Origin of the sequence: Streptomyces sp. NPDC058632, from assembly GCF_042717095.1 — a bacterium.
GTDB lineage: Bacteria > Actinomycetota > Actinomycetes > Streptomycetales > Streptomycetaceae > Streptomyces.
This window is the reverse complement of the sequence record NZ_JBHXQZ010000022.1, coordinates 1-21,293: the sequence shown is the minus strand read 5'-3', so window position 1 is coordinate 21,293 and position 21,293 is coordinate 1. Positions and strand designations below refer to the sequence as shown.

21 protein-coding genes are annotated in these 21,293 nt (G+C 71.7%); 10 read left to right on the top strand and 11 right to left on the bottom strand.

Features of this window, described 5'->3' with window-relative positions; all coding sequences use genetic code 11:
• Nucleotides 1-28: 28 nt before the first annotated feature.
• The 3 genes from ACFWVE_RS11125 to ACFWVE_RS11115 all read right to left on the bottom strand — a co-directional run bounded on the left by ACFWVE_RS11125 (nt 29) and on the right by ACFWVE_RS11115 (nt 4,476).
• On the bottom strand, nt 29-352 hold the full coding sequence (locus ACFWVE_RS11125) for a hypothetical protein (protein ID WP_384010863.1): 324 nt from the start codon (nt 350-352) through the stop codon (nt 29-31).
• A 270-nt stretch (nt 353-622) separates the two neighbouring features.
• The gene (locus ACFWVE_RS11120) at nt 623-2,281 is read right to left on the bottom strand and encodes a catalase (RefSeq protein ID WP_384010860.1); all 1,659 of its coding nucleotides are present in this window, start codon (nt 2,279-2,281) and stop codon (nt 623-625) included.
• A gap of 680 nt (nt 2,282-2,961) precedes the next feature.
• Entirely contained in the window at nt 2,962-4,476 is a 1,515-nt protein-coding gene (locus ACFWVE_RS11115; protein WP_384010857.1) for a helix-turn-helix domain-containing protein, read from the bottom strand.
• Between the two features lie 223 nt (nt 4,477-4,699).
• On the opposite strand from ACFWVE_RS11115, the gene ACFWVE_RS11110 reads away from it, so the two are divergent.
• The 3 genes from ACFWVE_RS11110 (at nt 4,700) to ACFWVE_RS11100 (ending at nt 7,969) form a co-directional block, all read left to right on the top strand.
• Nucleotides 4,700-5,320, top strand: a complete 621-nt coding sequence (locus ACFWVE_RS11110; protein WP_383813330.1) for an L-threonylcarbamoyladenylate synthase — start codon at nt 4,700-4,702, stop codon at nt 5,318-5,320.
• Nucleotides 5,321-5,544: 224 nt separating this feature from the next.
• On the top strand, nt 5,545-6,300 hold the full coding sequence (locus ACFWVE_RS11105; RefSeq protein WP_384010853.1) for a dienelactone hydrolase family protein: 756 nt from the start codon (nt 5,545-5,547) through the stop codon (nt 6,298-6,300).
• A 163-nt stretch (nt 6,301-6,463) separates the two neighbouring features.
• Nucleotides 6,464-7,969 (top strand): metallophosphoesterase family protein, encoded by a 1,506-nt coding sequence (locus tag ACFWVE_RS11100; RefSeq protein WP_384010847.1) that lies wholly within the window; start codon nt 6,464-6,466, stop codon nt 7,967-7,969.
• Nucleotides 7,970-8,008: 39 nt separating this feature from the next.
• Here the strand turns inward: ACFWVE_RS11100 and ACFWVE_RS11095 are convergent, their stop codons facing one another.
• Nucleotides 8,009-9,034, bottom strand: coding sequence for a TauD/TfdA dioxygenase family protein (locus tag ACFWVE_RS11095; protein WP_384010844.1), 1,026 nt, complete (start codon nt 9,032-9,034; stop codon nt 8,009-8,011).
• Between the two features lie 147 nt (nt 9,035-9,181).
• Between ACFWVE_RS11095 and ACFWVE_RS11090 the strand changes: the two genes are divergently transcribed.
• Nucleotides 9,182-10,012, top strand: a complete 831-nt coding sequence (locus ACFWVE_RS11090) for an aldo/keto reductase (RefSeq protein WP_384010838.1) — start codon at nt 9,182-9,184, stop codon at nt 10,010-10,012.
• 85 nt (nt 10,013-10,097) lie between these two features.
• On the opposite strand, the gene ACFWVE_RS11085 is transcribed toward ACFWVE_RS11090, so the two are convergent.
• The 3 genes from ACFWVE_RS11085 to ACFWVE_RS11075 form a co-directional block, all read right to left on the bottom strand.
• Complete coding sequence (locus ACFWVE_RS11085) at nt 10,098-10,565, bottom strand: peroxiredoxin (protein ID WP_384010834.1); 468 nt, start codon at nt 10,563-10,565, stop codon at nt 10,098-10,100.
• Entirely contained in the window at nt 10,562-10,942 is a 381-nt protein-coding gene (locus tag ACFWVE_RS11080) for a hypothetical protein (protein ID WP_384010831.1), read from the bottom strand. The genes ACFWVE_RS11085 and ACFWVE_RS11080 overlap by 4 nt, the downstream gene beginning before the upstream one ends.
• A gap of 73 nt (nt 10,943-11,015) precedes the next feature.
• Complete coding sequence (locus ACFWVE_RS11075; protein WP_384010827.1) at nt 11,016-11,537, bottom strand: MarR family winged helix-turn-helix transcriptional regulator; 522 nt, start codon at nt 11,535-11,537, stop codon at nt 11,016-11,018.
• Between the two features lie 349 nt (nt 11,538-11,886).
• Between ACFWVE_RS11075 and ACFWVE_RS11070 the strand changes: the two genes are divergently transcribed.
• Together ACFWVE_RS11070 and hemC are read left to right on the top strand one after the other, a co-directional pair.
• The gene (locus ACFWVE_RS11070; RefSeq protein ID WP_384010822.1) at nt 11,887-12,663 is read left to right on the top strand and encodes an NPP1 family protein; all 777 of its coding nucleotides are present in this window, start codon (nt 11,887-11,889) and stop codon (nt 12,661-12,663) included.
• Nucleotides 12,664-12,791: 128 nt separating this feature from the next.
• On the top strand, nt 12,792-13,727 hold the full coding sequence (gene hemC / locus ACFWVE_RS11065; protein WP_384010817.1) for a hydroxymethylbilane synthase: 936 nt from the start codon (nt 12,792-12,794) through the stop codon (nt 13,725-13,727).
• 7 nt (nt 13,728-13,734) lie between these two features.
• Here hemC and ACFWVE_RS11060 read toward each other — a convergent pair whose 3' ends face one another.
• Nucleotides 13,735-14,256: a hypothetical protein gene (locus tag ACFWVE_RS11060; protein ID WP_384010813.1), complete on the bottom strand. Its 522-nt coding sequence runs from the start codon at nt 14,254-14,256 to the stop codon at nt 13,735-13,737.
• 538 nt (nt 14,257-14,794) lie between these two features.
• Here ACFWVE_RS11060 and ACFWVE_RS11055 point away from each other — a divergent pair.
• Entirely contained in the window at nt 14,795-15,589 is a 795-nt protein-coding gene (locus ACFWVE_RS11055) for a SigB/SigF/SigG family RNA polymerase sigma factor (protein ID WP_042166548.1), read from the top strand.
• Here ACFWVE_RS11055 and ACFWVE_RS11050 read toward each other — a convergent pair.
• On the bottom strand, nt 15,537-15,875 hold the full coding sequence (locus ACFWVE_RS11050) for an ANTAR domain-containing protein (protein ID WP_384010805.1): 339 nt from the start codon (nt 15,873-15,875) through the stop codon (nt 15,537-15,539). The two genes, ACFWVE_RS11055 and ACFWVE_RS11050, sit on opposite strands and share 53 nt — an antisense overlap.
• A gap of 260 nt (nt 15,876-16,135) precedes the next feature.
• Here ACFWVE_RS11050 and ACFWVE_RS11045 point away from each other — a divergent pair, with 260 nt between their 5' ends.
• Entirely contained in the window at nt 16,136-16,927 is a 792-nt protein-coding gene (locus ACFWVE_RS11045) for a VOC family protein (RefSeq protein WP_384010801.1), read from the top strand.
• A gap of 61 nt (nt 16,928-16,988) precedes the next feature.
• On the opposite strand, the gene glgX is transcribed toward ACFWVE_RS11045, so the two are convergent.
• Together glgX and ACFWVE_RS11035 are read right to left on the bottom strand one after the other, a co-directional pair.
• The gene (glgX, locus tag ACFWVE_RS11040) at nt 16,989-19,133 is read right to left on the bottom strand and encodes a glycogen debranching protein GlgX (protein ID WP_384010797.1); all 2,145 of its coding nucleotides are present in this window, start codon (nt 19,131-19,133) and stop codon (nt 16,989-16,991) included.
• A complete protein-coding gene (locus ACFWVE_RS11035; RefSeq protein ID WP_384010793.1) occupies nt 19,130-19,642 on the bottom strand; it encodes a pep a2 in 513 nt (170 codons plus the stop codon). Before ACFWVE_RS11035 ends, glgX begins: the two co-directional genes overlap by 4 nt.
• Before the next feature lie 367 nt (nt 19,643-20,009).
• On the opposite strand from ACFWVE_RS11035, the gene ACFWVE_RS11030 reads away from it, so the two are divergent.
• Nucleotides 20,010-20,309, top strand: coding sequence for a DUF5133 domain-containing protein (locus tag ACFWVE_RS11030; RefSeq protein ID WP_384010789.1), 300 nt, complete (start codon nt 20,010-20,012; stop codon nt 20,307-20,309).
• A 73-nt stretch (nt 20,310-20,382) separates the two neighbouring features.
• Nucleotides 20,383-21,293: maltotransferase domain-containing protein (locus ACFWVE_RS11025; protein ID WP_384010785.1), on the top strand; the 911-nt coding region annotated here is incomplete at its 3' end.

The window sequence follows — 21,293 nt, the reverse complement described above, 5'->3', positions numbered from 1 at the left end:
CCTGCTCCGCGTCGCCCGTCCGGCGGCCTCACCAGAAGCGGGTGGTGAGCGCGGGCCGGTGCACCGCCTGGACGGCGTCGCGCAGGCTCAGGGCGACGCTGATGGTGGCGCGCAGCGCCGACGGCCGTACCGTCTGTGCCGTTTCGGTGGCCAGGACGAGCAGGCAGGCGGCGGCCTGTTCCACCACGGCGACGGGGAAGGTGTAGTCGCTGTCGGCCGCCGCGCGGAACGCCTTCAACGGGATCCCGGCCCCGTCGACGGTCCGCTTGGCTGCCTGCTCCAGGTGCTGTGCGGCCTGGTCGCACACGGAGGCGGGCAGGGTGAGGGTGCTGGAGAACGATGCGCTGGTCATGACCCGAGTGGTCCCCGCCCACCGGTCCTTTCGATCGGTGGGCCGGGCGTTTTCACCGTCCCGCGTGACGAGTCGGGGCACATGCCGGGGCTCGGAGGGGGCGCACCGGGACGGCCGCCACGAGGCCGCGCCGCTCGCCCACGGCCCACGGCCCACGGCCCACGGGCGGTCGCGCCCCTCGCCGACGGCAGGCGGGAACACGCCGGCGCGCACCGGCACGTTCCGTCACCGGTGCACGCCGTACCGCCGTACCTCCCGATCCAGGGATGCTCAGCGGGTCACCACGTGCCGTTCGTCGGGGACGCAGTGGGTCATGGTGAGTCCCCGCACGTCGCGCGGCGGGTTGTCGCCCAGGTTGGCGAGCCGCTCGCGGTCCTCGTCGGTGAGATCCTGGTCCGCGAGGGGCTTCAGGCCGGCGACGTCCTTCGGTGCGATGCCGAGGCCGTCGCCGACCCTGCGGCCGAGATCGTTCTCGACGAGCAGGAAGTGCCACACCATGCGCTCCTGCACCGCCCGGTCGCACTGGGAGATCAGGTCGACGAAGTTCTTCACCAGGTCGTCGCGCTCCCAGTCCTCGAGGAGCAGATAACGCTGGCCCGCCTGCAGGTAGTCGTTGGCGCGCGGGATGCGCTTGCGGGTGAGCCAGCCCCGGATCTCCGGCCCCTGCTCGTCGTGCGACGGCTCCAGGGCCTCGCGCAGGCCGCCGGTGATCGACGGTTCGTAGTTGACCTCGGGGTTCTCCCCGGCCGCGTCCACGTGGTAGGTCATCTGACCGTCCCGCTGGTTGGTGCGTACCTCGGCGGCCTTGGCCCGGTTGACGGGCAACTGGAGGTAGTTCGGGCCTACGCGGTGGCGCTGGGTGTCGCTGTAGGAGAAGGTCCGGCCGACGAGCATCTTGTCGTCGGAGAAGTCCAGGCCGTCGACGAGGACACCGGTGCCGAAGGAGATCTGCTCGTTCTCGGCGAAGTAGTTCTCCGGCATCCGGTCGAGCACCATCTTGCCGACCGGCTTCGGCGGGAAGTCCTGCTCGGGCCAGGTCTTGGTGTCGTCGAGCGGGTCGAAGTCCAGCTCCGGGTGGTCGTGGTCGTCCATCATCTGGACGAGCAGTTCCCATTCGGGGTGCTCGCCGCGCCCCACCGCCTCGTAGAGGTCCTTGGTGGCGTGGCCGAGGGAGCCGGCCTGGACGTTCGCGGCGTCCTCCTCGGTCATGGAACGGACGCCCAGTTTCGGCATCCAGTGGTACTTGACCAGTTTGGTCTCGCCCTCGGCGTTGACCCACTTGTACGTGTTCACGCCGAAACCCTGCATGTGCCGGTAGTCGGCGGGGATCCCACGCGGACTGAACAGGTTGATGAGCATGTGCATGGACTCGGGTGTCTGCGACATGAAGTCGAAGATGCGCCGCGGCTTCTGCTCGAAGGTGACCGGGTCGGGCTTGAGGGCGTGGATCACGTCGGGGAACTTGATCGCGTCCCGGATGAAGAAGACACCGAGGTTGTTGCCGACGAGGTCCCAGTTGCCCTCCTCGGTGTAGAACTTCACGGCGAAGCCGCGCGGGTCGCGGGCCGTCTCGGCGGAGTCGCGGCCGCCGATGACGGTGGAGAACCGGACGGCCAGGTCCGTGCGCTTGCCGCGCTCCTGGAACAGCTTGGCCCGGGTGTAGCGGCTGATCGGCTCGTCGCCCCAGGTCCCGTACGCCTCGAAATGACCGAACGCGGTCACCCCGCGGGCGTGCACCACTCGCTCGGGGATGCGTTCCCGGTCGAAGTGGCTGACCTTCTCCAGGAACTGGTAGTTCTCCAGCGTGGCGGGCCCGCGGGCGCCGACCGTGCGCTGGTTCTGGTTGTCGTGGACCGGATGACCCTGCCGGTTGGTGAGTACCTTGCGGTCGTCGCCCGGAGCGGAACCCCGGTTCGAAACGTCCGTCATGATCGTGGACTCCTTCGGCTGCTCATGACTGGTGGCGGGCCGGGGCACGGTGGCGCGCGGCCGCGGGCCGGTCGCCGTGGACGGCGCGGTGCTCCGGCGTCCCGGCAGCCCGTGGCCCTGTCCCGGTGTCCCCGGTTTCCCGGGGACCGCGTGGTCGCTCACGCGTCGGTGGCCCGCTCACTGAAACGTCCGCCGCCGGACGGCGGAGACCGTGCGCCTCGCGCACCTCCCGCCGCAGCATGCGTACGAGGGCCATGCTGCCGTGCATCACCCGGACCGGCGACTCGAAGCAGCGGCTCGGAGCGGCGGAGGCCCGTCCGTGGCGGCGGACGCTCTCCTGATGAGCGGGCTGACGGTGGGGCGGGACCGCATCGACCGCACGGTCGAGGACCTGCGGCGCTCCCGCACGCTCCTGGACGCCGTCATCGCGGCGGAGGCGTCACGGACGGCGGAGCCGGCCCGGCAGCCACCGTGGGCGTACCCGGCGCGCGGGAGCGCGACCGGTCCCCCGTTCCGGTCGTGCTCCCGCGGCACGACGAACCTATGTGAATGGCGACGCGGCTGTGTATAGCACCGGTGCCCGCTGCGACGGCCGCGGGACTCAGCCGTGCACAACTGAGTCCGATACGACCCGTTTCACCCCGCGCGAGCCGGCCGCAACAGGGGCGGCGGACCGCCCTTCACCCTGGTGGGGACGTGGACACCGGACCCGCGAACACCGGTGTTTCCAGATCTCCCAGGGCCAGATGGGCGAGCACGACCTCGTACAGGTCGGTGCCGGCGGCCAGCAGCTGGCGCTCCAGGACCGGCTCGGCGCTGCGCACGTGCTCACGCACGGTCTGCGCGTGGATGCCCAGGAGCTGCGCGGCCCGCTCGGCGTTGCCGCCGGCGGTGATCCAGGTGCGCAGGGTACGGCGCAGGGGGCGGGCGTCCTGGTCCAGGCGTTCCAGCAGTCCCCCCGCCCAGGCGCGGACGGCGGGCCCGGACACCAGGTGTGCGAGAACGGGGGCGGACGGCGCCTCGGAGGCGCTGTCCGCCTGCGTGTCCTGGAGGTTGAACTGGGTGTGCAGCGCCAGGTGCACGACGGCACGGGCCGTGACGTCGTCGAAGTCGGTGCCCAGCATGTTCTCGACGCGTTCCATGCGGGCACGCACCGTGTTGCGGCTCACGCCGAGGATCTTCGCCGTGTTGACGGCGGTGAACTCCAGGCCGAGTCGGGTGGTGGCGAGGAGTTCGGCACGGGTGTGGTGCGGCACGGTGTCCAGGGGCCGCAGCAGCCGGGCCGTCCAGTCACGGAGCGCCGCCGGGTCCATCAGCCGCTCGGGATGGGTGCGTTCGGCGTACACCGCCGTCTTGTCCGGGCGGAAACGCGCCACGGCGAGGGCGCTGACGGCCTGCCCGTACGCGGTGGCGGTCCGGGCGAGGCTCTGCCGGACGCTGCCGCCGAGGAAGGTGTCCGGGTGCCGTTCGACCAGGGACTTCAGATCGCCGGCGGTCGCCTCGCGAGGGCTGACGACGATCACGTGCCCGTCCATCGCCGGGCACCGCACGACCAGCGCCTCCTCCTCGGTGGTGTCCAGGCACTCCTCGGCGAGGCGGTCGCGGCGGGCGGGCTCGGACTCGACGACGTAGACGCACGCGGTGTCGGCGTCGAGCAGGCCCGGCCAGAGCCCGGCGGCCACCCTGCGGGCGGCGACGGTGTCCTCGACCATGAGCAGCTGGAGGATCGCCAGCCGCAGATCGGCACTGGCACGGCGCAGCCGCTGCCCGGCCGCGGTGGTCTCGCCCGCGGTCAGCAGCAGCTCGATCACCTGGGCGGTGTGGGTGACGACATCGGCGCTGTGCCGGTCGAACGGGGTGTCCAGGGAGACGGCCAGTGCCCAGGTCCGGGCGGGGTGCCCGACCTTCACCAGGCGCAGGTGCCGCTCGCCCTCCTCCCAGGCGGCGGAGGCGATCCGGCCGGAGGTGACGTCGGCGACGAGGTTCTCGTCCAGCGCCAGCCCGGTCCCGGCGACGAGCATGCCGGTGTCGTCCCGGAGGGCCACCGCCCCGTGCACGGTGACGGCGAGCCAGTCGACGACCCTGCGGACGTCGCGTCCCGCCGGCCGCAGGTGTTCCAGCAGTTCCTGCGCCCACCCGGGCTGTTCCCCGGCCGCCGTCTCCGGCTCCGGGATTCCGTCCTTACGGGCTGCCACCTCGGTCTTCCCCTCGTGTGCCGGACCTCTTCGGCCCGGCCCCGGACGTTACCCCACGGATGCGACAAGCTCATCCCGGGCGGACGGGGTGGAGGGGAAGGCCCTGTACGGCGTCGGCACACCGCGGGCACACCGCCGGCACCTGGGCCGCCCACGGCCGGGGCCGGGCCGGGTACGGCCGGGCGTGCGCGGTCCTGCCGTGCGGGCGGCATAAGCTCGGTGAATGGCGAAGTACTTCGACGTGCACCCCGACAATCCCCAGCCGCGCACCATCTCCCAGGTCGCCGCGAGCATTCGCGACGACGCTCTGATCGCGTACCCCACGGACTCCTGTTACGCGCTCGGCTGCCGGCTCGGCAGCCGGGAGGGCATCGCCCGGATCCGTACCATCCGCAAGCTGGACGACCGGCACCACTTCACCCTGGTGTGCCGGGACTTCGCTCAGCTCGGCCAGTTCGTACACATCGACAACGACGTGTTCCGCGCGGTCAAGGCGTCCACGCCGGGCAGCTACACGTTCATCCTGCCCGCGACGAAGGAGGTGCCGCGCATGCTCCAGCATCCGAAGAAGAAGACCGTCGGCGTGCGCATCCCCGAGCACGTGGTCACCCAGGCACTGCTCGCGGAGCTGGGCGAGCCCTTGCTGTCCAGCACCCTGCTGCTGCCCGGCGAGGACGAACCGATGACCCAGGGCTGGGAGATCAAGGACCGGCTCGACCACGTGGTGGACGCGGTGCTCGACTCCGGGGACTGCGGCACCGAACCGACCACGGTGATCGACTTCTCGGGCGGCGAGGCCGAAATCGTACGGCGGGGCGCGGGCGACACCTCGCGGTTCGAGTAACGGCGAGACGGTGAACCGCCCCGATACGGGCCACCAGGGTCCACGGGAGCGGTGACGCGCGCCGGGCGGGCGCAGGATGTCCCAAAGAAGCGCCCCTTGCGCCGTGTTGAACCGGACAGGGCCGAAGTGCCGGGTCCGGGCATGTCACGATGGGGCATGATCCGCCCCGCTCGCCGCGGGCGCGGGTCCCCCTTCGACGTCCCACGGAGAGGTGTCCGCCGGCCATGACCGCCGTCCAGGGAAGCACCGTTGACATCACGACCGAGGACGGCACCGCCGACGCGTATCTGACGCATCCCGCCGACGGGGGTCCCCGGCCGGCGGTCCTGTTCTACATGGACGTCTTCGGACTGCGGCCGCGGCTGCGGACCATGGCCGACCGGCTGGCGGAGGCCGGGTACGCGGTCCTGGTGCCGAACGTGTTCTACCGTCATGGCCGCAGTCCGGTGGTCGAACTGCCCGAATTCATCGATCCGAGGGCACGGCCGGAGATCTTCGGGCGCCTCGAACCGATCATGCGGGAACTGACGCCGGAACTCGCCATGCGCGATGCCGGCGCGTATCTGCGGTGGCTGGCCGGCCATCCCTCGGCGACCGACGGTCCCGTGGCGGTGACCGGCTACTGCATGGGGGCGGTGCTCTCCCTCCATACGGCGGGCACCTATCCGGACCGGGTGGCGGCCGCGGCCGGCTTCCACGGGGCCCGGCTGGCGCCCGAGATGCCGGACAGTCCTCATCTGCTGGCGGACAGGATCACCGCGGAGCTGTACTTCGGTCACGCGGACCAGGACCCGTCGATGCCCGAGGAGCAGATCGAGCGGCTGGAGCAGGCGCTCACCGCGGCCGGGGTCCGGCACCGATGCGAGGTCTACACCGGGGCCCGGCACGGTTACACCCAGGCGGACACCGCCGCGTACGACAAGGAGGCGGACGAGCGTCACTGGACCGCGCTGCTGGACCTGCTGAACCGCACCTTCTGACGGACCTGCCCCGCCGCGCCTTCCGAGAGCCCTGTCGAGGCGCACCATACGAGCGGTGCCTTCAATTCCGCACGGTACAGCTCCGCTTCGGCATGCCACCGACCACACCCGCTGCCCGTACCCGCTCTCCGGCCTCCCACGGCACCGTTGTTACGGTGCTCCGATGTCAGACTCTTCACGCGACACGGCCGAGGGCGCCGGCTGGGGTACCGGTCAACGGGGCGAGTACCGGCGGCTGTTGCCGTCCGGGGCCGAAAAGATCTCCTGGTTCGACCCGCGCATGCTGTGGGCCGCCCGCAACGGGGTTCTGGCCTCCTGGCTCGGGGACCCGACGGGCCGCACCCGCAGCCGGTGGGTGGCCCAGCGGGCGGCGGCCGGCGCGCCCGCCGACAAGGTGATCCGGCACGACGGTCCGGACCGGTTCTCCTTCCTCGTCATCGGCGACACCGGCGAGGGCGGCGAGCCCCAGTACGCCGTCGTACCGGGGCTGTTGAAGGAGGGCCGGGACACCGCGTTCACCGTGCTGGCCAGCGACGTGATCTATCCCGTGGGCAGCGCCGACGGCTACGGGGGCAAGTTCTTCCGCCCGTACCAGGACTACAGGGCGCCCATCTACGCGGTACCCGGCAACCACGACTGGTACGAGGACCTCGGCGGGTTCATGCGCGTCTTCTGCGACGACGCCCCTCCCCTGCCGCCCGAGCCCGCACCGCGCCCCCTCACCCGGGCCTGGCTGCGCTCCCTGCTGTGGCACCGGCCTCGACCCGGTGACGGCCAACGCCTCGCCGAGGCACGGGAGATGCGGTCCGGCCCGGAGCAGCAGGCGGTGCAGCCGGGCCCGTACTGGGCGATCGACGCGGGACCGGTGCGGATCATAGGCATCGACACCGGCCTGCTGGGAACCGTCGACGCCGAACAGGGAGCCTGGCTGCGTGAGGTGTCCCGGGGGCCGCGCCCGAAGATCCTCGTGACCGGCTCGCCGCTGTACGTGGACGGCGCGCACCATCCCTGTCCCGTCGAGGGCGGGGGAACGGTCGACGACATCGTCCGTGACCCGGACCACCACTATGTGGCCGCGATCGGCGGTGACATCCACAACTACCAGCGCTATCCGGTCCACCTGGACGACGGCCGCACCCTCCAGTACGTGGTGGCGGGCGGTGGCGGCGCCTTCACGCACGCCACCCACACCATCCCGCGCGTCGACGTCGCCGGCGTCACCGAGCAGGACTTCCGCTGCTACCCGCTGCGCGGCGACTCCCTCGCCTTCTACAGCGCGCTCTACGCGCGCCGGACGCGGCTGCGCCGTTTCTTCACCCTGAGCGAGGCCGAGGCGACGGCCGTGATCGCCGAACGTCTCGGCATCGGTCCGACCCGTGTGCCGAGCAGGCCGGCCCGGGTCACCCGGCGCGTGCGGCTGGTCGCCGGGCTGCTCGGGACCGGCCGGCGGCCCGACCGGGGCAAGCGGTTCAGGCTGCCCGTGCGCAAGGCCTACACGCAGTTGCTCTCGCCCGGCTCGGCGACCTACACACCGCCGTTCTTCAAGTGCTTCCTGCGGCTGGACGTGGGCCCGGACGCGATCCGGCTGCGCTGCCACGCCGCCACCGGCAACCTCGCCCAGGAGGTCGCCCCGCCGGTCGAGGACGAGGTGACCATCCCGCTGACGTGACCGGCCCTCCGGCGCGAGCCGCCGGGCAGGGCCGGTCGGTCACCAGTGTCCGGGGGCGGTCCCGGTGATCGGCTCCGAGGGGCGGCCGTCGGTTCCGACCGGTACGTCACCGGCGAGCATCACCCGGTGCATGATCCGCGGGTGGTCGAGGTGGGCGGTGTCGCCGGGGGCGAGGTGGATGGTGGCGCGGTTGTCCCAGAACGCCACGCTGCCCGGCTCCCACCTGAAACGCACCGTGTACTCGGGCCGGGTCGCCTGCTCGAGCAGCATCTCCAGGACCGCCCGGCTCTCGGCCCGGGACAGGCCGGTGATCTGCTCGACGTAGTAGCCGTTGACGAACAGCACCCGCTCCCCCGTCTCCGGGTGGACCCGCACCAGGGGGTGCTCGGTGGCGGTCTGGTGGTCCAGCAGGTGGCGCACATAGGCGTCGTCGCCCGACCGGGGCTGGTAGCCGACCCCCAGCCGGTGTTCGGCGCGCAGCCGCTCGGCGAACTCCCTCACCGGGGCGGACAGTCCGGCGTAGGCGGCAGCCAGGTTCGACCAGGTGGTGTCGCCGCCGTAGGGCGGGACGGCCTCCGCGCGCAGGATCGTCGCGGCGGGCGGGTCGACCCGGGCGCCGTGGTCGCAGTGCCAGCCGCGCAGCAGGGTGTGGCGGCGGCGCCGCAGCCATTCGTCGTGTTCCATGCCGAACCGCCCGCCGAGCTCCAGCCGGTCTGCGGTCGTCTCGACCTCCGGGAAGCCGGGCGGCGACGCCTTGCCCCGCCGGGGCAGGACGACCGGCTCGCCGAACCGCCGGGCCAGTGCCACATGCCCGGCGTGATCCAGGCGCTGCCCCCGGAAGAACACCACCTTCCAGCGCAGCACCGCCGCCCGGATGGCGGCGATCACGGCGTCGCCGGGCCCGTCGGCGAGGTCGACACCGGTGATCTCGGCGCCGATGTGCCCGGCGACCGGACGCACCTCGACATCCGTACCCGTGTCGGGCGCCACCCCCGTGCGACGCTCCCCTCCCGTGCCCCGCCCGACGCCCTTCGTGCCGTCCATGTCGCTCCCGCCCGTCGTCATGTGTTCCCCCTCCGCCGGTCCGTCCCCGGCCGGCACCGGTTCGGATACGTCCGTGTCGTCCGTCCGGCCCGCCCGTCAGGTTGATCGTTGACCGCCCGGTCGGTGAGGCTGGAGGAGAACGACACTGTCGATCAGGAAGGTCCCCTCGTGATCAGCATCCCGAACCACACGCTCAATGACGGCACGACGATCCCCGCCCTCGGTCTCGGCACCTGGCCGATGGACGACGCGCAGGCCGAGCAGTCCGTGGCCGCGGCCCTGGAGACGGGTTACCGCCTTGTCGACACGGCGACGAACTACCGCAACGAGACGGGTGTCGGCCGTGCCGTGGCCCGCGCCGGCGTCCCGCGCGAGGAGGTCGTCGTGACGACGAAGCTCCCCGGCCGCCACCACGGCTACGAGGAGACCCTCGCCTCCTTCGAGGAGTCCCGCGCGCGTCTCGGCCTGGAGTACGTCGACCTGTATCTGATCCACTGGCCGCTCCCCCGGGTCGACAAGTACGTCGACTCCTGGAAGGCCATGATCAAGCTGCGCCAGGACGGTCTCGTACGGTCGATCGGCGTCTCCAACTTCACGGCGGCCCACATCGAGCGGCTGGAGAAGGAGACCGGGGTGCTGCCCTCGGTCAACCAGATCGAGCTGCACCCGTTCTTCCCCCAGGAGGAGTTGCGCTCCCACCACGCGGACAAGGGTGTGCTCGTCGAGAGCTGGAGCCCGCTGGGCCGGGGTTCGCAGCTCCTGGACGACCTGGCCGTGGCCGCCGTCGCCGAGGCCCACGGGGTCACCCCGGCCCAGGCGGTGCTGCGCTGGCACATCCAGCTCGGGGCGCTGCCCGTGCCCAAGTCGGCCGACCCCGCGCGGCAGCGCGCCAACCTCGACGTCTTCGGTTTCACGCTGGACGACGCCCAGATGCACACCATCGCGGACCGGGCTCACCGGCGGATCGGCGGGGATCCGGAGGTGCACGAGGAGTTCTGACCACCGCCTCCCGACGGGCCCGTGGTCCGCGGCCGCACGCGCGGTCCGGCCGCGGGCCGTGCGCCCGTCGCCCGTCAGGTGCGGGTCATGCCCGGTGGTCGCGGAGTGCGGCGAGCGCGCGGTCGGCGTGCACGTTCATCCGCAGCTCGCTGCGCACGACCTCGAGGACGGTGCGGTCCTGCCCGATGACGAAGGTGACACGCTTGGTCGGCGCCAGGGAGATGCCCCGCTTCACCCCGAACCGCTCACGGACGACGCCGTCGGCGTCGGACAGCAGGGGCATGCCGAGCGAGTGCCGCCCGGCGAACTCCGCCTGCCGTTCCACGGTGTCACCGCTGATGCCCACCGGCCGTGCGCCGACCGCGGCGAACTCGGCGGCCAGGTCACGGAAGTGGCAGGCCTGCGCGGTGCAGCCGGCGGTCAGTGCGGCCGGGTAGAAGAACAGGACCACGGGCCCCTCGGCGAGCAGCTCCGACAGCTTGCGGACAGTGCCCGTCCCGTCCGGCAGGACGAAGTCCTCGACCGTGTCGCCCTTGCCCGGGCTCCCGCTCACGACGCGCCCTCCGCGCCCTTGGCGACGCCCCGCGCCCACAGCACCAGCGGCAGTTGCAGGGGCAGCCGCCCCCAGGCGGCGGCCTGCTGCGGCGCGGGGCGGCGGCGCCAGTCGACGGCCATCTTCACATTGGCGGGGAACACCCCGACGAAGAAGGCGGCCGTGGCCAGCGCGGCGACCCTGCGGGTCTGCGGCAGCGCCACTCCGGCGGCCAGCGCGAGCTCGGCGGCGCCGCTGACATAGGTCCAGGCCCGGGGCGAGCCCGGCAGGGAGCGCGGCACGATGTGGTCGAACTGGCGCGGGGCGGCGAGATGGGCGGTGCCCGCGGCGGCCAGCAGACCGGCGAGCAGCAGGGGTGAGCGATCGGACCGTGACACGGTTCCTCCTCCAGTGGCCTGCCACGCGACATTACCGGACGGTAAGTACGGAGGCCACCAGGGCGGGGATGCGTCAGGCGGCTCCGGCGGGGGTGCCGCCGCGCGGTTCCGTTTCCTCTTCGGCGGCGTGGGCGAGGAAGTCGTCGACCATGCGGTGGAAGAGCGTGGCGAGCTGACGCAGTTCCGCCGGAGACCAGTCCGACAGGGCCACCTGCATGGCCTGCGCCCCGACCGCACGGATGCGGGTGATGGCCTCCCGGCCCGTCCCGGTGAGTTCGACGCGGTGGGCGCGGCGGTCGTCGGGGTCCGGGACCCGGGTGACGTGGCCGGACTTCTGCAGTTGCTGCACGGTGCGGGTGACGTGTGACGCCTCCACGCCCAGGCGGGCGGCCAGCTCGCCCGGCCGCAACGGTTCGGTGTCGGCCGCCTGCCGCAGCAGCGCGACGGCGGCGCGGTCCAGGGGGACACCCGCCAGGGCCATCAGACGTTCGTGCTGACGGGCGCGGGAGCCCAGATAGGTGATGCGCATGAGCGCCCGCTCGATCTCGGCCACTTCCGGTGAGGCGGGGACGTCGGGGACCGAGGATGCGTGCATGCACCCACTTTACCATCTCATTGCGTAACTCAATCAATCCGCGGGCGCGCACCGGATGGCGCCGCCACCGGCCGGCCAGGTGCGCCACAGCACCCGACACGGCACGCCGCACCGGCCACACCGGCCGCGGATCCTGCCGGACCTCTCCCCCGAGGAGGCGGCGGCCGGCATTTCGGATGGCGGCATCCCGGACGACATGGAGCGATCCGGCGGCGGCTCCACGAGTGTTGGGCAGCACTTCACCATCGGTACGCCCACGCAGACTTGGCATGGACGCATCCAATCGCGATGCTGAACGCCCATGCCCCCCACAGTCGTTGGGATGCGCCCGCATTCCGAGGAGGACGCAGTGTCGTCGAGCACGTTCCGAACGCACCGCAGGAGATGGCTGACCGGTCTCGCCGGTGCCTTCGCCTTCGTCATCGCCTTCCCCGCCACCGCCTTCGCAGCACCGCCGCCGGCCCTGCCGGCCAACGCCGACTCCCTCGACCGGACGTTCCAGCCCGCCTACGACTACGACACCGACGGGTGCTACCCCACACCCGCGATCGGCCCGGACGGCGCGATCAACCCCGGACTCAACCCGACGGGCGCCCTCAACGGCAACTGCCGTGACGCCCCGGACCTGGACAGCACCAACGGCTACTCGCGCTCGAAGTGCAACAACGGATGGTGCGCCGTCGTCTACGCCCTGTACTTCGAGAAGGACCAGGCACTGCCGGGCGTCAGCCTCGGCGGCCACCGCCACGACTGGGAGCATGTCGTGGTGTGGGTGCAGAACGACACGGCCCAGTACGTCTCGACCTCCAACCACGGCTCGTTCTCGATCCACGCGAGGTCGGCGGTCCGCTTCGACGGGACGCACCCGAAGATCGTGTATCACAAGGACGGCATCAGCACGCACTGCTTCCGGCTCGCGAGCGCGGGCGACGAACCGCCGGAGAACCACAAGGGCACCTGGCAGTACCCGCCGCTGGTCGGCTGGAACGGCTATCCGGCCGGGCTGCGCGACAAGCTCGTCCAGTACAACTTCGGCAGTGCGAACTTCGGTCTCAAGGACGGGAGTTTCGCCTCCCATCTCGCCGCGGCGAAGCCGTCCGGCATTCCCTTCGACCCGAACGCCTGACCCCGGAGCCCTCTCCCGCCCGAACATCCGACCGTCCGTCACCGGAAGTCCGGACGAATCCGTCGTCCGGACTCCCGAACCCGCCCGCCCTGCACCGGCGCTCGGGCCAAAGGGTCTATCGTGTCGCCATGTCCGTCCCCGAACTGATCCGTATCGTCTCCCGCGACTCGCCCATGGCGCTCGCCCAAGTGGAGCGCGTCCGGGCCGAGTTGGCTGACGCTCTGCCCGGCGTGCGCACCGAGGTCGTCCCCGTACGGACCACCGGCGACAAGTGGCTGGGCGACCTGTCGCAGGTGGAGGGCAAGGGCGCGTTCACCAAGGAGGTCGACGCCGCACTGCTGGCCGGCGAGGCGGACCTCGCGGTGCACTGCGTCAAGGACGTGCCCGCCGACCGCCCGCTCCCCGCGGGCACCGTGTTCGCCGCGTTCCTGGAGCGGGACGACGTCCGTGACGCCCTCGTGCACCTGGACGGACTCACCCTGGACGAGCTGCCGGCCGGGACCCGGATCGGCACCTCCTCGGTGCGCCGCGTCGCGCAGCTGGCCGTCTCCCATCCGCACCTCGAGTGCGTACCGTTCCGCGGAAACGCCAACCGGCGGCTGGCGAAGCTCGCCGCGGGTGAGGCCGACGCGCTGCTGCTCGCGGTCTCCGGCCTGGAGCGCATCGACCGCCGCGACGTGATCAGCGAGGTCCTCTCCCCCGAGACGATGATGCCGCCCATCGGCGCGGGCATCCTCGCGCTCCAGTGCCGTCAGGACGACACGTCCCTCATCGACGCGGTCAGCGCCCTCGGCCATCCGGACACACATCGGGAGGCCACCGCCGAACGCATGTTCCTGCATGTGCTGCAGGGACACTGCAACAGCCCGATCGCCGGGTACGCGCGGGCCGACCGGAGCGGCGAACTGTCTCTGCGGGCCTGTGTCTTCACCCCGGACGGCAAGGTGCGGCTGAACGCCCACGAGTGGGCCGGCCGGCTGGATCCGGCGACGCTCGGCACCTCGGTCGCCGTTGCCCTGCTGCGTCAGGGAGCCCGCGAGATCATCGACGGCATCCCGCACTGACGCCGGTTCAGGCGCCGCCCTCCTCGGCCTGCTTCTGGAGGAACACGCCGATCTGCTGCGCAAGGCCTTCCCGGACCCCGCCCGACGGGGTCCCCGCGGTCCCCTCGTACGCGCCGATGCCGCCGGACCACAGGCGGCGGCCGGTCCACTCCTCGTCGACCCGCAGCTGCACCTGGACGTCTACATGGCTCAGGGACGCCTCGGGGGCGGCCGCGTAGAGCACGGCGGTGGCGCGGCGCAACGGATGGACGTCGAATCCCTCGATGAACTGCGAGTTGCGCCAGTCGAGGAAGGCGCTCTCCCCGTCGGGGCCGATCCGTACATCGATCTGACCGTCCTCGAGATGAATTCCGACGTTCCGCTCGCCGCGGTTCTCGACGGTCACGCGGACACTGAAGTACGTCAGCCCTGCAGCGGCGTCGTCCCGTCCCCGGGGCGGCTCGCCCGATTCCAGACGGTGGACGCGGACCCGCAGACCGGCATGTTCGTCGTACTCCTGCCAGTCCCCGACCACGTTCGGCTCGTACACGGTGCACCCTCTCGACTTCTGTCGCTGCTTCCTATCTGTGGGCTCGGCGCGCTGTCAAATGAGCGGAATGCGCCGTGGTCAGGCACTTCGTCCCCGCCGCCCGCCGATCAAGCGCTGCGCTGGCACGATCCGCCGGACCGGCCGCCCGGCCCGCTCGGCGGCGTGCCGCACATCACGTCGTCCGCGGTGATCGCCGCACCCGGGCCGGCGATCACCGGGCCGGGCGGGCGCGACCCGTGCCGCCGGTTCGCGGCGCATTCCCACCGGCGCCACGGCCCCGGTCGCCCTCCGGGGTGTCACGCGCCGAGTTCCCCCGATTCCACAGCGTGCGATTCCCGAAATCCCCGCCCCGCTCCCCGCATCGAATCCGGGAAACCGTTTCACCACGGCGGCTCGGGGGAATAAGAGGTTCCAGTGCTTCGGACCGGAGGCACGACCGTGGGAACCGGCTCGCCGCCCCCGGGTCTCCTCCGTGTGGTCCGAGTCCGCGCTCCCACGGTGCCCGTCCACCCGGCACCTGCTCAGGGAGGTGCGCGACATGCGTATCGCCGGCAGTACCACGAAGCCGCATCCTCACCACGACGCCCCGGACACCGCCCAGGACTTCGTCCGCCTCGCCCGGCTCCCGGAGGGCCCGGAGCGCAAAGCGCTGCGGGACGGGCTCGTCCGTTCCTGGCTGCCCATGGCCGAGCGGATCGCCGTCCGCTTCCGCGGGCGCGGCGAGGCGCTGGAGGATCTGTACCAGGTGGCGGCCCTGGGCCTGGTCAAAGCCGTCGACCACTACGATCCGGCACGCGGCACCGCCTTCGAGGCGTACGCCGTGCCGACCGTCACCGGGGAGGTCAAGCGCCACTTCCGTGACCACATGTGGACCCTGCACGTGCCGCGCCGGGTCCAGGACCTGCGCAACCGGGTGCGGCACGCCGCCAAGGAGCTGGCGCAGACCACTCCCGGCCGGGCCCCGACGACCGCCGAGATCGCCGCGTACGCCCAGCTGACCGAGGACGAGGTGCGCACCGGCACGGAGGCCCTGGAATGCTTCACCGCGCTGTCGCTGGAGGCGGAGATGCCGGGCACGGACGGTTACGCGCTCGGGGACTCGCTCGGCGGTCCGGACCCTGCCTACGACACGGTCGTCGACCGGGTGGCGGTCCGCCCCTGCCTCGAGGCGCTTCCGGAACGTGAGCGGCTCATCCTCTATCTGCGGTTCTTCCGGGGCATGACGCAGAGCAGCATCGCGGAGCTGCTCGGCATCTCGCAGATGCATGTGTCCCGGCTGCTCAGCAGCTGTTTCGCCCAGGTGCGCGAGGAACTGCGGACGGAGGCCGGCTGAACCGGTCCAAGGTCTTCTCCAGCTCCGCCCGGATCCCGGGCGGCACCACACCGGTGCGCCCCCAGGCCACGATCGTCCCGGCGATGTCGCGGAGCTTGACGTTGGTGTGCTGGGAGACCTCCCTCAGCACGGTCCACCCCTGATCGGGCGACACCCGCCCGAGGACGACGATCACGCCGATCGCCTGGTCCACCACCGCGTGCGAGACGACCGCCTCCTTCAGCTGCTGCACCTCTTCCTCCAGCTGAAGGATCCGGTCCGTTTCCCCGTCCGTGGGCATGGTCACCTCCGGGTCCGGTGTGCCGCTCCCGCGCCGCACGCACCCGTGTTCGGGCGCCTTCAGCGAGTGTCCGGCTCCTCCATCGTCGTCACTCGTCCCGTCCTGTGCCACCGGGGGTGTTCGCGGGCGCCGCCCCGCCGGTCCGGGTACCACCGCCGGGGTACTCGGCAGGCGCCCGGAGCCGCACAGGCCGGACACTGGATTCCACGAGTGCCTGCCAGGCCGACGAGATCAGCGATCGGGACGCGACTGTGACGAACCACGACATGCCCTCCCCCTCCGGCGCGACGGACGTCTTCTCGACGCACTCCGTCTACGGGACGCCCTGCTGGGTGAGTCTGACCAGCCGCGACCTCGGGACGACCGAGGAGTTCTACGGAGCCGTCCTCGGCTGGCGGTGGCGCCCGGCCCGGCTGGGCGAGCGGTTCCGGATCGCCCTGAAGGACGGCACGCCGGTGGCGGGCGTCGCCGCGGTCGCCGACATGTGGCGGATGGCCGTGGCCTGGACCCCGTACTTCGCCGCGCGCAGCGCGGACGAGGCGGTGTCGCGGGTGCAGGAGCGCGGCGGCACGCTGGCGGTCGGTCCGATCTCGCTGCCACCGGGGCGCGCGGCGCTGCTGGCCGACCGGGACGGCGCGACCTTCGGGGTGTGGGAGGGCGAGCTGTCCACCGACTGGCTCAGCTGGCAGCGGTCCCAGCCCTCCTTCGTCCGGCTGCACACCCGGGACGCCTTCGACGCCGCCATCTTCTACGGCGAGGTCTTCGACTGGGGTGCGACGGGGACGAGCCGCACGGAGGTCGTCTACGAGGGCGACGAGGTGGTGCTGCGCGGGGACGGGTACGTACTCGCCTGCATCCAGTCGGGGGCACTGGGATCGGCGCCCGATCCGACGATCCGGCCGCACTGGCAGGTGCACTTCACCGTGACGGACGTGGACGCCTGCGCCACCGCCGCCGAGCGGCACGGGGGCAGTGTGGTGGCCCTGCGCGACGACGAGGCCGTGCTGCGCGACAACGAGGGCGCCCTGTTCACGGTGACCGCGCGCCGCGGCCGCTGACCCTCCCGGCCGGACGCCGGCGGTCCTTTCGGGCGCCTCTCCCCGAAAGGACCGCGGTCCCTCACTTCCCGGTCTGCGACGGGCGGGACAGCAGCACCAGGCTGCGCGAGCCCACCGTCAGCCCGGTACCGGCCTTGTACTCCGATTCGTCGGGGAGGCCGTCCGGGTCGGCGGTGTCGATCAGCGCCGTCCAGCGCTCGCCGTAGGCAGCGGCCGGAAGGCGGAAGTCCACCGGCTCCCAATGGCTGTTGAGCAGCAGCAGGAAGGAGTCGTCGACCAGGCGCCGGCCCCGCGGATCCGGTTCGGCGATGGCGTCGCCGTTGAGGAAGACGCCGACGCTGTGCGCGTCCGGGCGCCGCCAGTCGGCGTCGGTCATCTCCTCGGCGTTCGGCAGCAGCCACACCAGATCGGGCAGGCCCCGGCCCGCACGGGAGGCCGGCCCGCCGTGGAAGAAGCGGCGGCGCCGCAGCACGGGGTGGGCGACCCGCAGGGAGATGACCCGCCGGGTGAAGTCCAGCAGGGCGCGCTGCTCCTCGGTCAGCTTCCAGTCTGTCCAGGAGATCTCGTTGTCCTGGCAGTAGGCGTTGTTGTTGCCGCGCTGGCTGCGGCCCACTTCGTCGCCGTGCGAGAGCATCGGAATGCCCTGGGAAAGGAGCAGTGTGGCAAGGAAGTTGCGTTGTCGGCGGGCTCGCAGTTCGAGCACGGACGGGTCGTCGGTGTCGCCCTCCGCCCCGCTGTTCCAGGACCGGTTGTGGCTCTCGCCGTCCCGGTTGCCCTCGCCGTTGGCCTTGTTGTGCTTGTCGTTGTACGAGACGAGGTCGCGCAGGGTGAAACCGTCGTGCGCGGTGACGAAGTTGACGCTGGCGCGGGGCCGTCGCCTGCTGTGTGCGTACAGGTCGGAGGAACCGGTGAGGCGGGAGGCGAACTCACCGAGCGTGTGCGGCTCGGCGCGCCAGAAATCCCTTACTGCATCCCGGTATTTACCGTTCCACTCCGACCACAGCTGCGGGAAGTTGCCCACCTGGTAGCCGCCCTCGCCGACGTCCCACGGTTCGGCGATGAGCTTGACGCGGCTGATCACGGGGTCCTGCTGAATGAGGTCGAAGAACGCGGAGAGCCGGTCCACTTCGTGGAACTGCCGGGCCAGTGTGGCCGCGAGGTCGAAGCGGAAGCCGTCGACACGCATCTCGGTGACCCAGTACCGCAGCGAGTCCATGATCAGCTGGAGTACGTAGGGGTGGCGCATCAGCAGGCTGTTGCCGGTGCCGGTGGTGTCGTAGTAATGCGACCAGTCGCCGTCCACCAGCCGGTAGTACGCGGAGTTGTCGATGCCGCGGAAGGAGAGGGTGGGACCCTTCTCGTTGCCCTCGGCGGTGTGGTTGTAGACGACGTCCAGGATGACCTCGAGCCCCGCCGCGTGCAGGGTCCGGACCATCGTCTTGAACTCGGTGACCTGCTGTCCCCGGGCGCCGTGGGCGGCGTAGGCGTTGTGCGGGGCGAAGTAGCCGATGGTGTTGTAGCCCCAGTAGTTGGCCAGGCCCCGGCCCTGCAGCACACCGTCCTGGACGAACTGGTGCACCGGCATCAGCTCCACCGCGGTGACGCCCAGCGAGGTCAGGTGGCCGACCACCGCCGGGTGCGCCAGTCCGGCGTAGGTGCCACGCAGTTCGGCGGGGACGTCCGGGTGGGTGCGGGTCATACCCTTGACGTGGGCCTCGTAGATCACCGTGTCGGCGTACGGACGGCCGGGGCTGTTGTCGTCGCCCCAGTCGAACGCCGGGTCGGTCACCACGCCCAGCATGGTGTGTCCGGCGCTGTCGGCCGGGTCGGGGCCGTCGGGCCGGCGCTCGTAGAGCGAGGGGTGGTTGTCGATCTGCCCGTCGACGGCCGTGGCGTACGGGTCGAGGAGCAGCTTCGCCGGGTTGCAGCGGTGCCCGGCGGTCGGTGCCCACGGCCCGTGCACCCGGTAGCCGTAACGCCGGCCCGGGCCGACTCCGGGCAGGTAGCCGTGCCACACGAATCCGTCGGCCTCGGTCAGCGGGACGGTGGTGTGGCGGCCGAAGTCGTCCACCAGGACGAGTTCGACACCTTCGGCGACCTCGCTGAACAGCGCGAAGTTGGTGCCCTCGCCGTCATGGACCGCGCCCAGCGGATAGGGGCGCCCGCTCCACGCGGGCGCCCCTTGTCTGTTGTTCCTCCGGGTCACCGGGCTGCCTCCAAGAGGCCGGCGGGGGTACGCACCAGGCCGGCCAGCTGAGCGAGGGTGACCACGCGGGGCAGGTCCAGGCCCTCGCTCACCCTCGGGTCCGGCGCGGTGGGCACGAGCGGGACGCGTTCATCGGCGCGGGCCCGCTGCGAGAACCAGATGACCTTGCTGCCGGTCGCGGTGGCGCAGCAGCCCCAGCCGTCACTGCTGGCGGCGATGTGTTCCAGGCAGCCGCGCAGTTCCTGGTCGGGGCGCAGAGCGCGGTCGTGGCCCCCGATGGCGGTGATGAGGTGCTGGCCGTTCCACCACATCTCGATCGACGTGTTCTTGTCGGTGGCGTGCTCGTCGATGGCGCGCAGCAGCATCTCGGTGCCGCGGCAGACGGGCTCCATCAGGTTCTCCAGGTCCCAGTGCCGGAGGTGGGCGGCCAGGATGCGGCCGACCTGTTCCACGCGCTCCGGGCCGACTTCCACGTCGAGGTGGTAGTAGCAGGGCACTGCGGTCTTCATCGTCGTTGGCTCCTCACCGCGAAGCTCCCGATTTCCCCTCGCCCCTGCGGGACGAGCCCCGAACACGAAATGTGAGCGGCTGGCGCTTCTGAGTCACCATCAGCGTGACCGGGTTGGCCCATCCGTGCAACACGAGCGCACTGCCGGGGTGGCCGCTGCGCCGGACGGGCACAGTTCGCACCGGCCTCGGACGCCACCCGGCCCGCCGTACCGGACCAAGGTCCAACAGGACGCACAGTTACTGATCGTGCACCATGTGTGAAGAACCCTCGACCGCCGTCGCGGGACCGTGCCCTCCACGCGCACGGCCGCCGCCCGACCGCCGGAAGAAACGTCCCCAACGAGCCACGGAGAGGTGAACGGCGCCGTGCTGCTACCCGCCAGAGCCGAAGTCGCCCGGCAGTTGCGTTGCTACCGGGCCTGGGAACGCGTGATGCTCGCCGCCCCCACCGACCGCACGGTACGGACGACGTTCGAGGACTCGGGCCACACCCTCTGTGTGCTGATGGGCAAGCGCTGCGCGCGGGAGGCGGCCGACGCGGCCGAACGGTACCTGCGCACCACTCCCGCCACTTACCCGCAGGAACAGAACGACCGGCCCCGTCCGGTCACCGCGGTCAGGCGGGGTCCGCCGACGGCCGAGCGGCGGTCCCCGGCGGGAGGGTAAAGGACCTTCCCGCCTCCATTTCGTCCCACGACCGGGCGCGGCCCGGCGTCGAGCACGGCGGAGGTACAGATCCATGAAGGCGACCCGGACCGTCGGACGCATCCCCGTACGGGATGTCCGGCCGGCCGTCGAATGCGGCAGACGGCCGGCGAAGGCGGTCGTCGGGGAGTCGTTCGAGGTGTCGGCGACCGTGTTCCGTGAGGGGCACGACGCGGTGGCCGCCAATGTCGTCCTCAAGGATCCGGAGGGCCGGCGGGGACCGTTCACGCCGATGCGGGAGCTGGCGCCCGGCAGCGACCGGTGGGGCGCGGAGATCACCCCGGACGCGGTGGGCCGGTGGACCTACCGCGTCGAGGCGTGGGGAGACCCGGTCAGCACCTGGCGGCACCACGCGCGGATCAAGGTGCCCGCGGGGATGGACACGGGTCTGGTGCTGGAGGAGGGCGGCGACCTGTTCGAGCGGGCTGCGGCCGGAGTGCCCAAGGGCGACGGCCGCTCCGTCGTGCTCGCGGCGGCGAAGACACTCCGGGACGACTCCCTTCCGAGCGACACCCGGCTGGCGGCGGGGCTGACGCCGGAGGTGGACGCGGTGCTGGCCCGGTACCCGCTGCGGGAGCTGGTCACCGCCAGTGAGCCACTGCCGCTGCTGGTGGAGCGCGAGCGTGCCCTGTTCGGGTCCTGGTACGAGTTCTTCCCCCGCTCCGAGGGCACCGCGGACCAACCGCACGGCACCTTCCGCACCGCCGCCCGCCGGCTGCCCGCGATCGCCGCGATGGGCTTCGACGTCGTCTACCTCCCCCCGATCCATCCCATCGGCACCACCTTCCGCAAGGGCCCCAACAACACCCTCGACGCCGGCCCCGACGACGTCGGCGTGCCCTGGGCCATCGGCTCCCCCGAGGGCGGCCACGACACCGTCCACCCCCGGCTGGGCACCCTCGAGGACTTCACCTGGTTCGTCCGCGAGGCGGCCCGCCACAAACT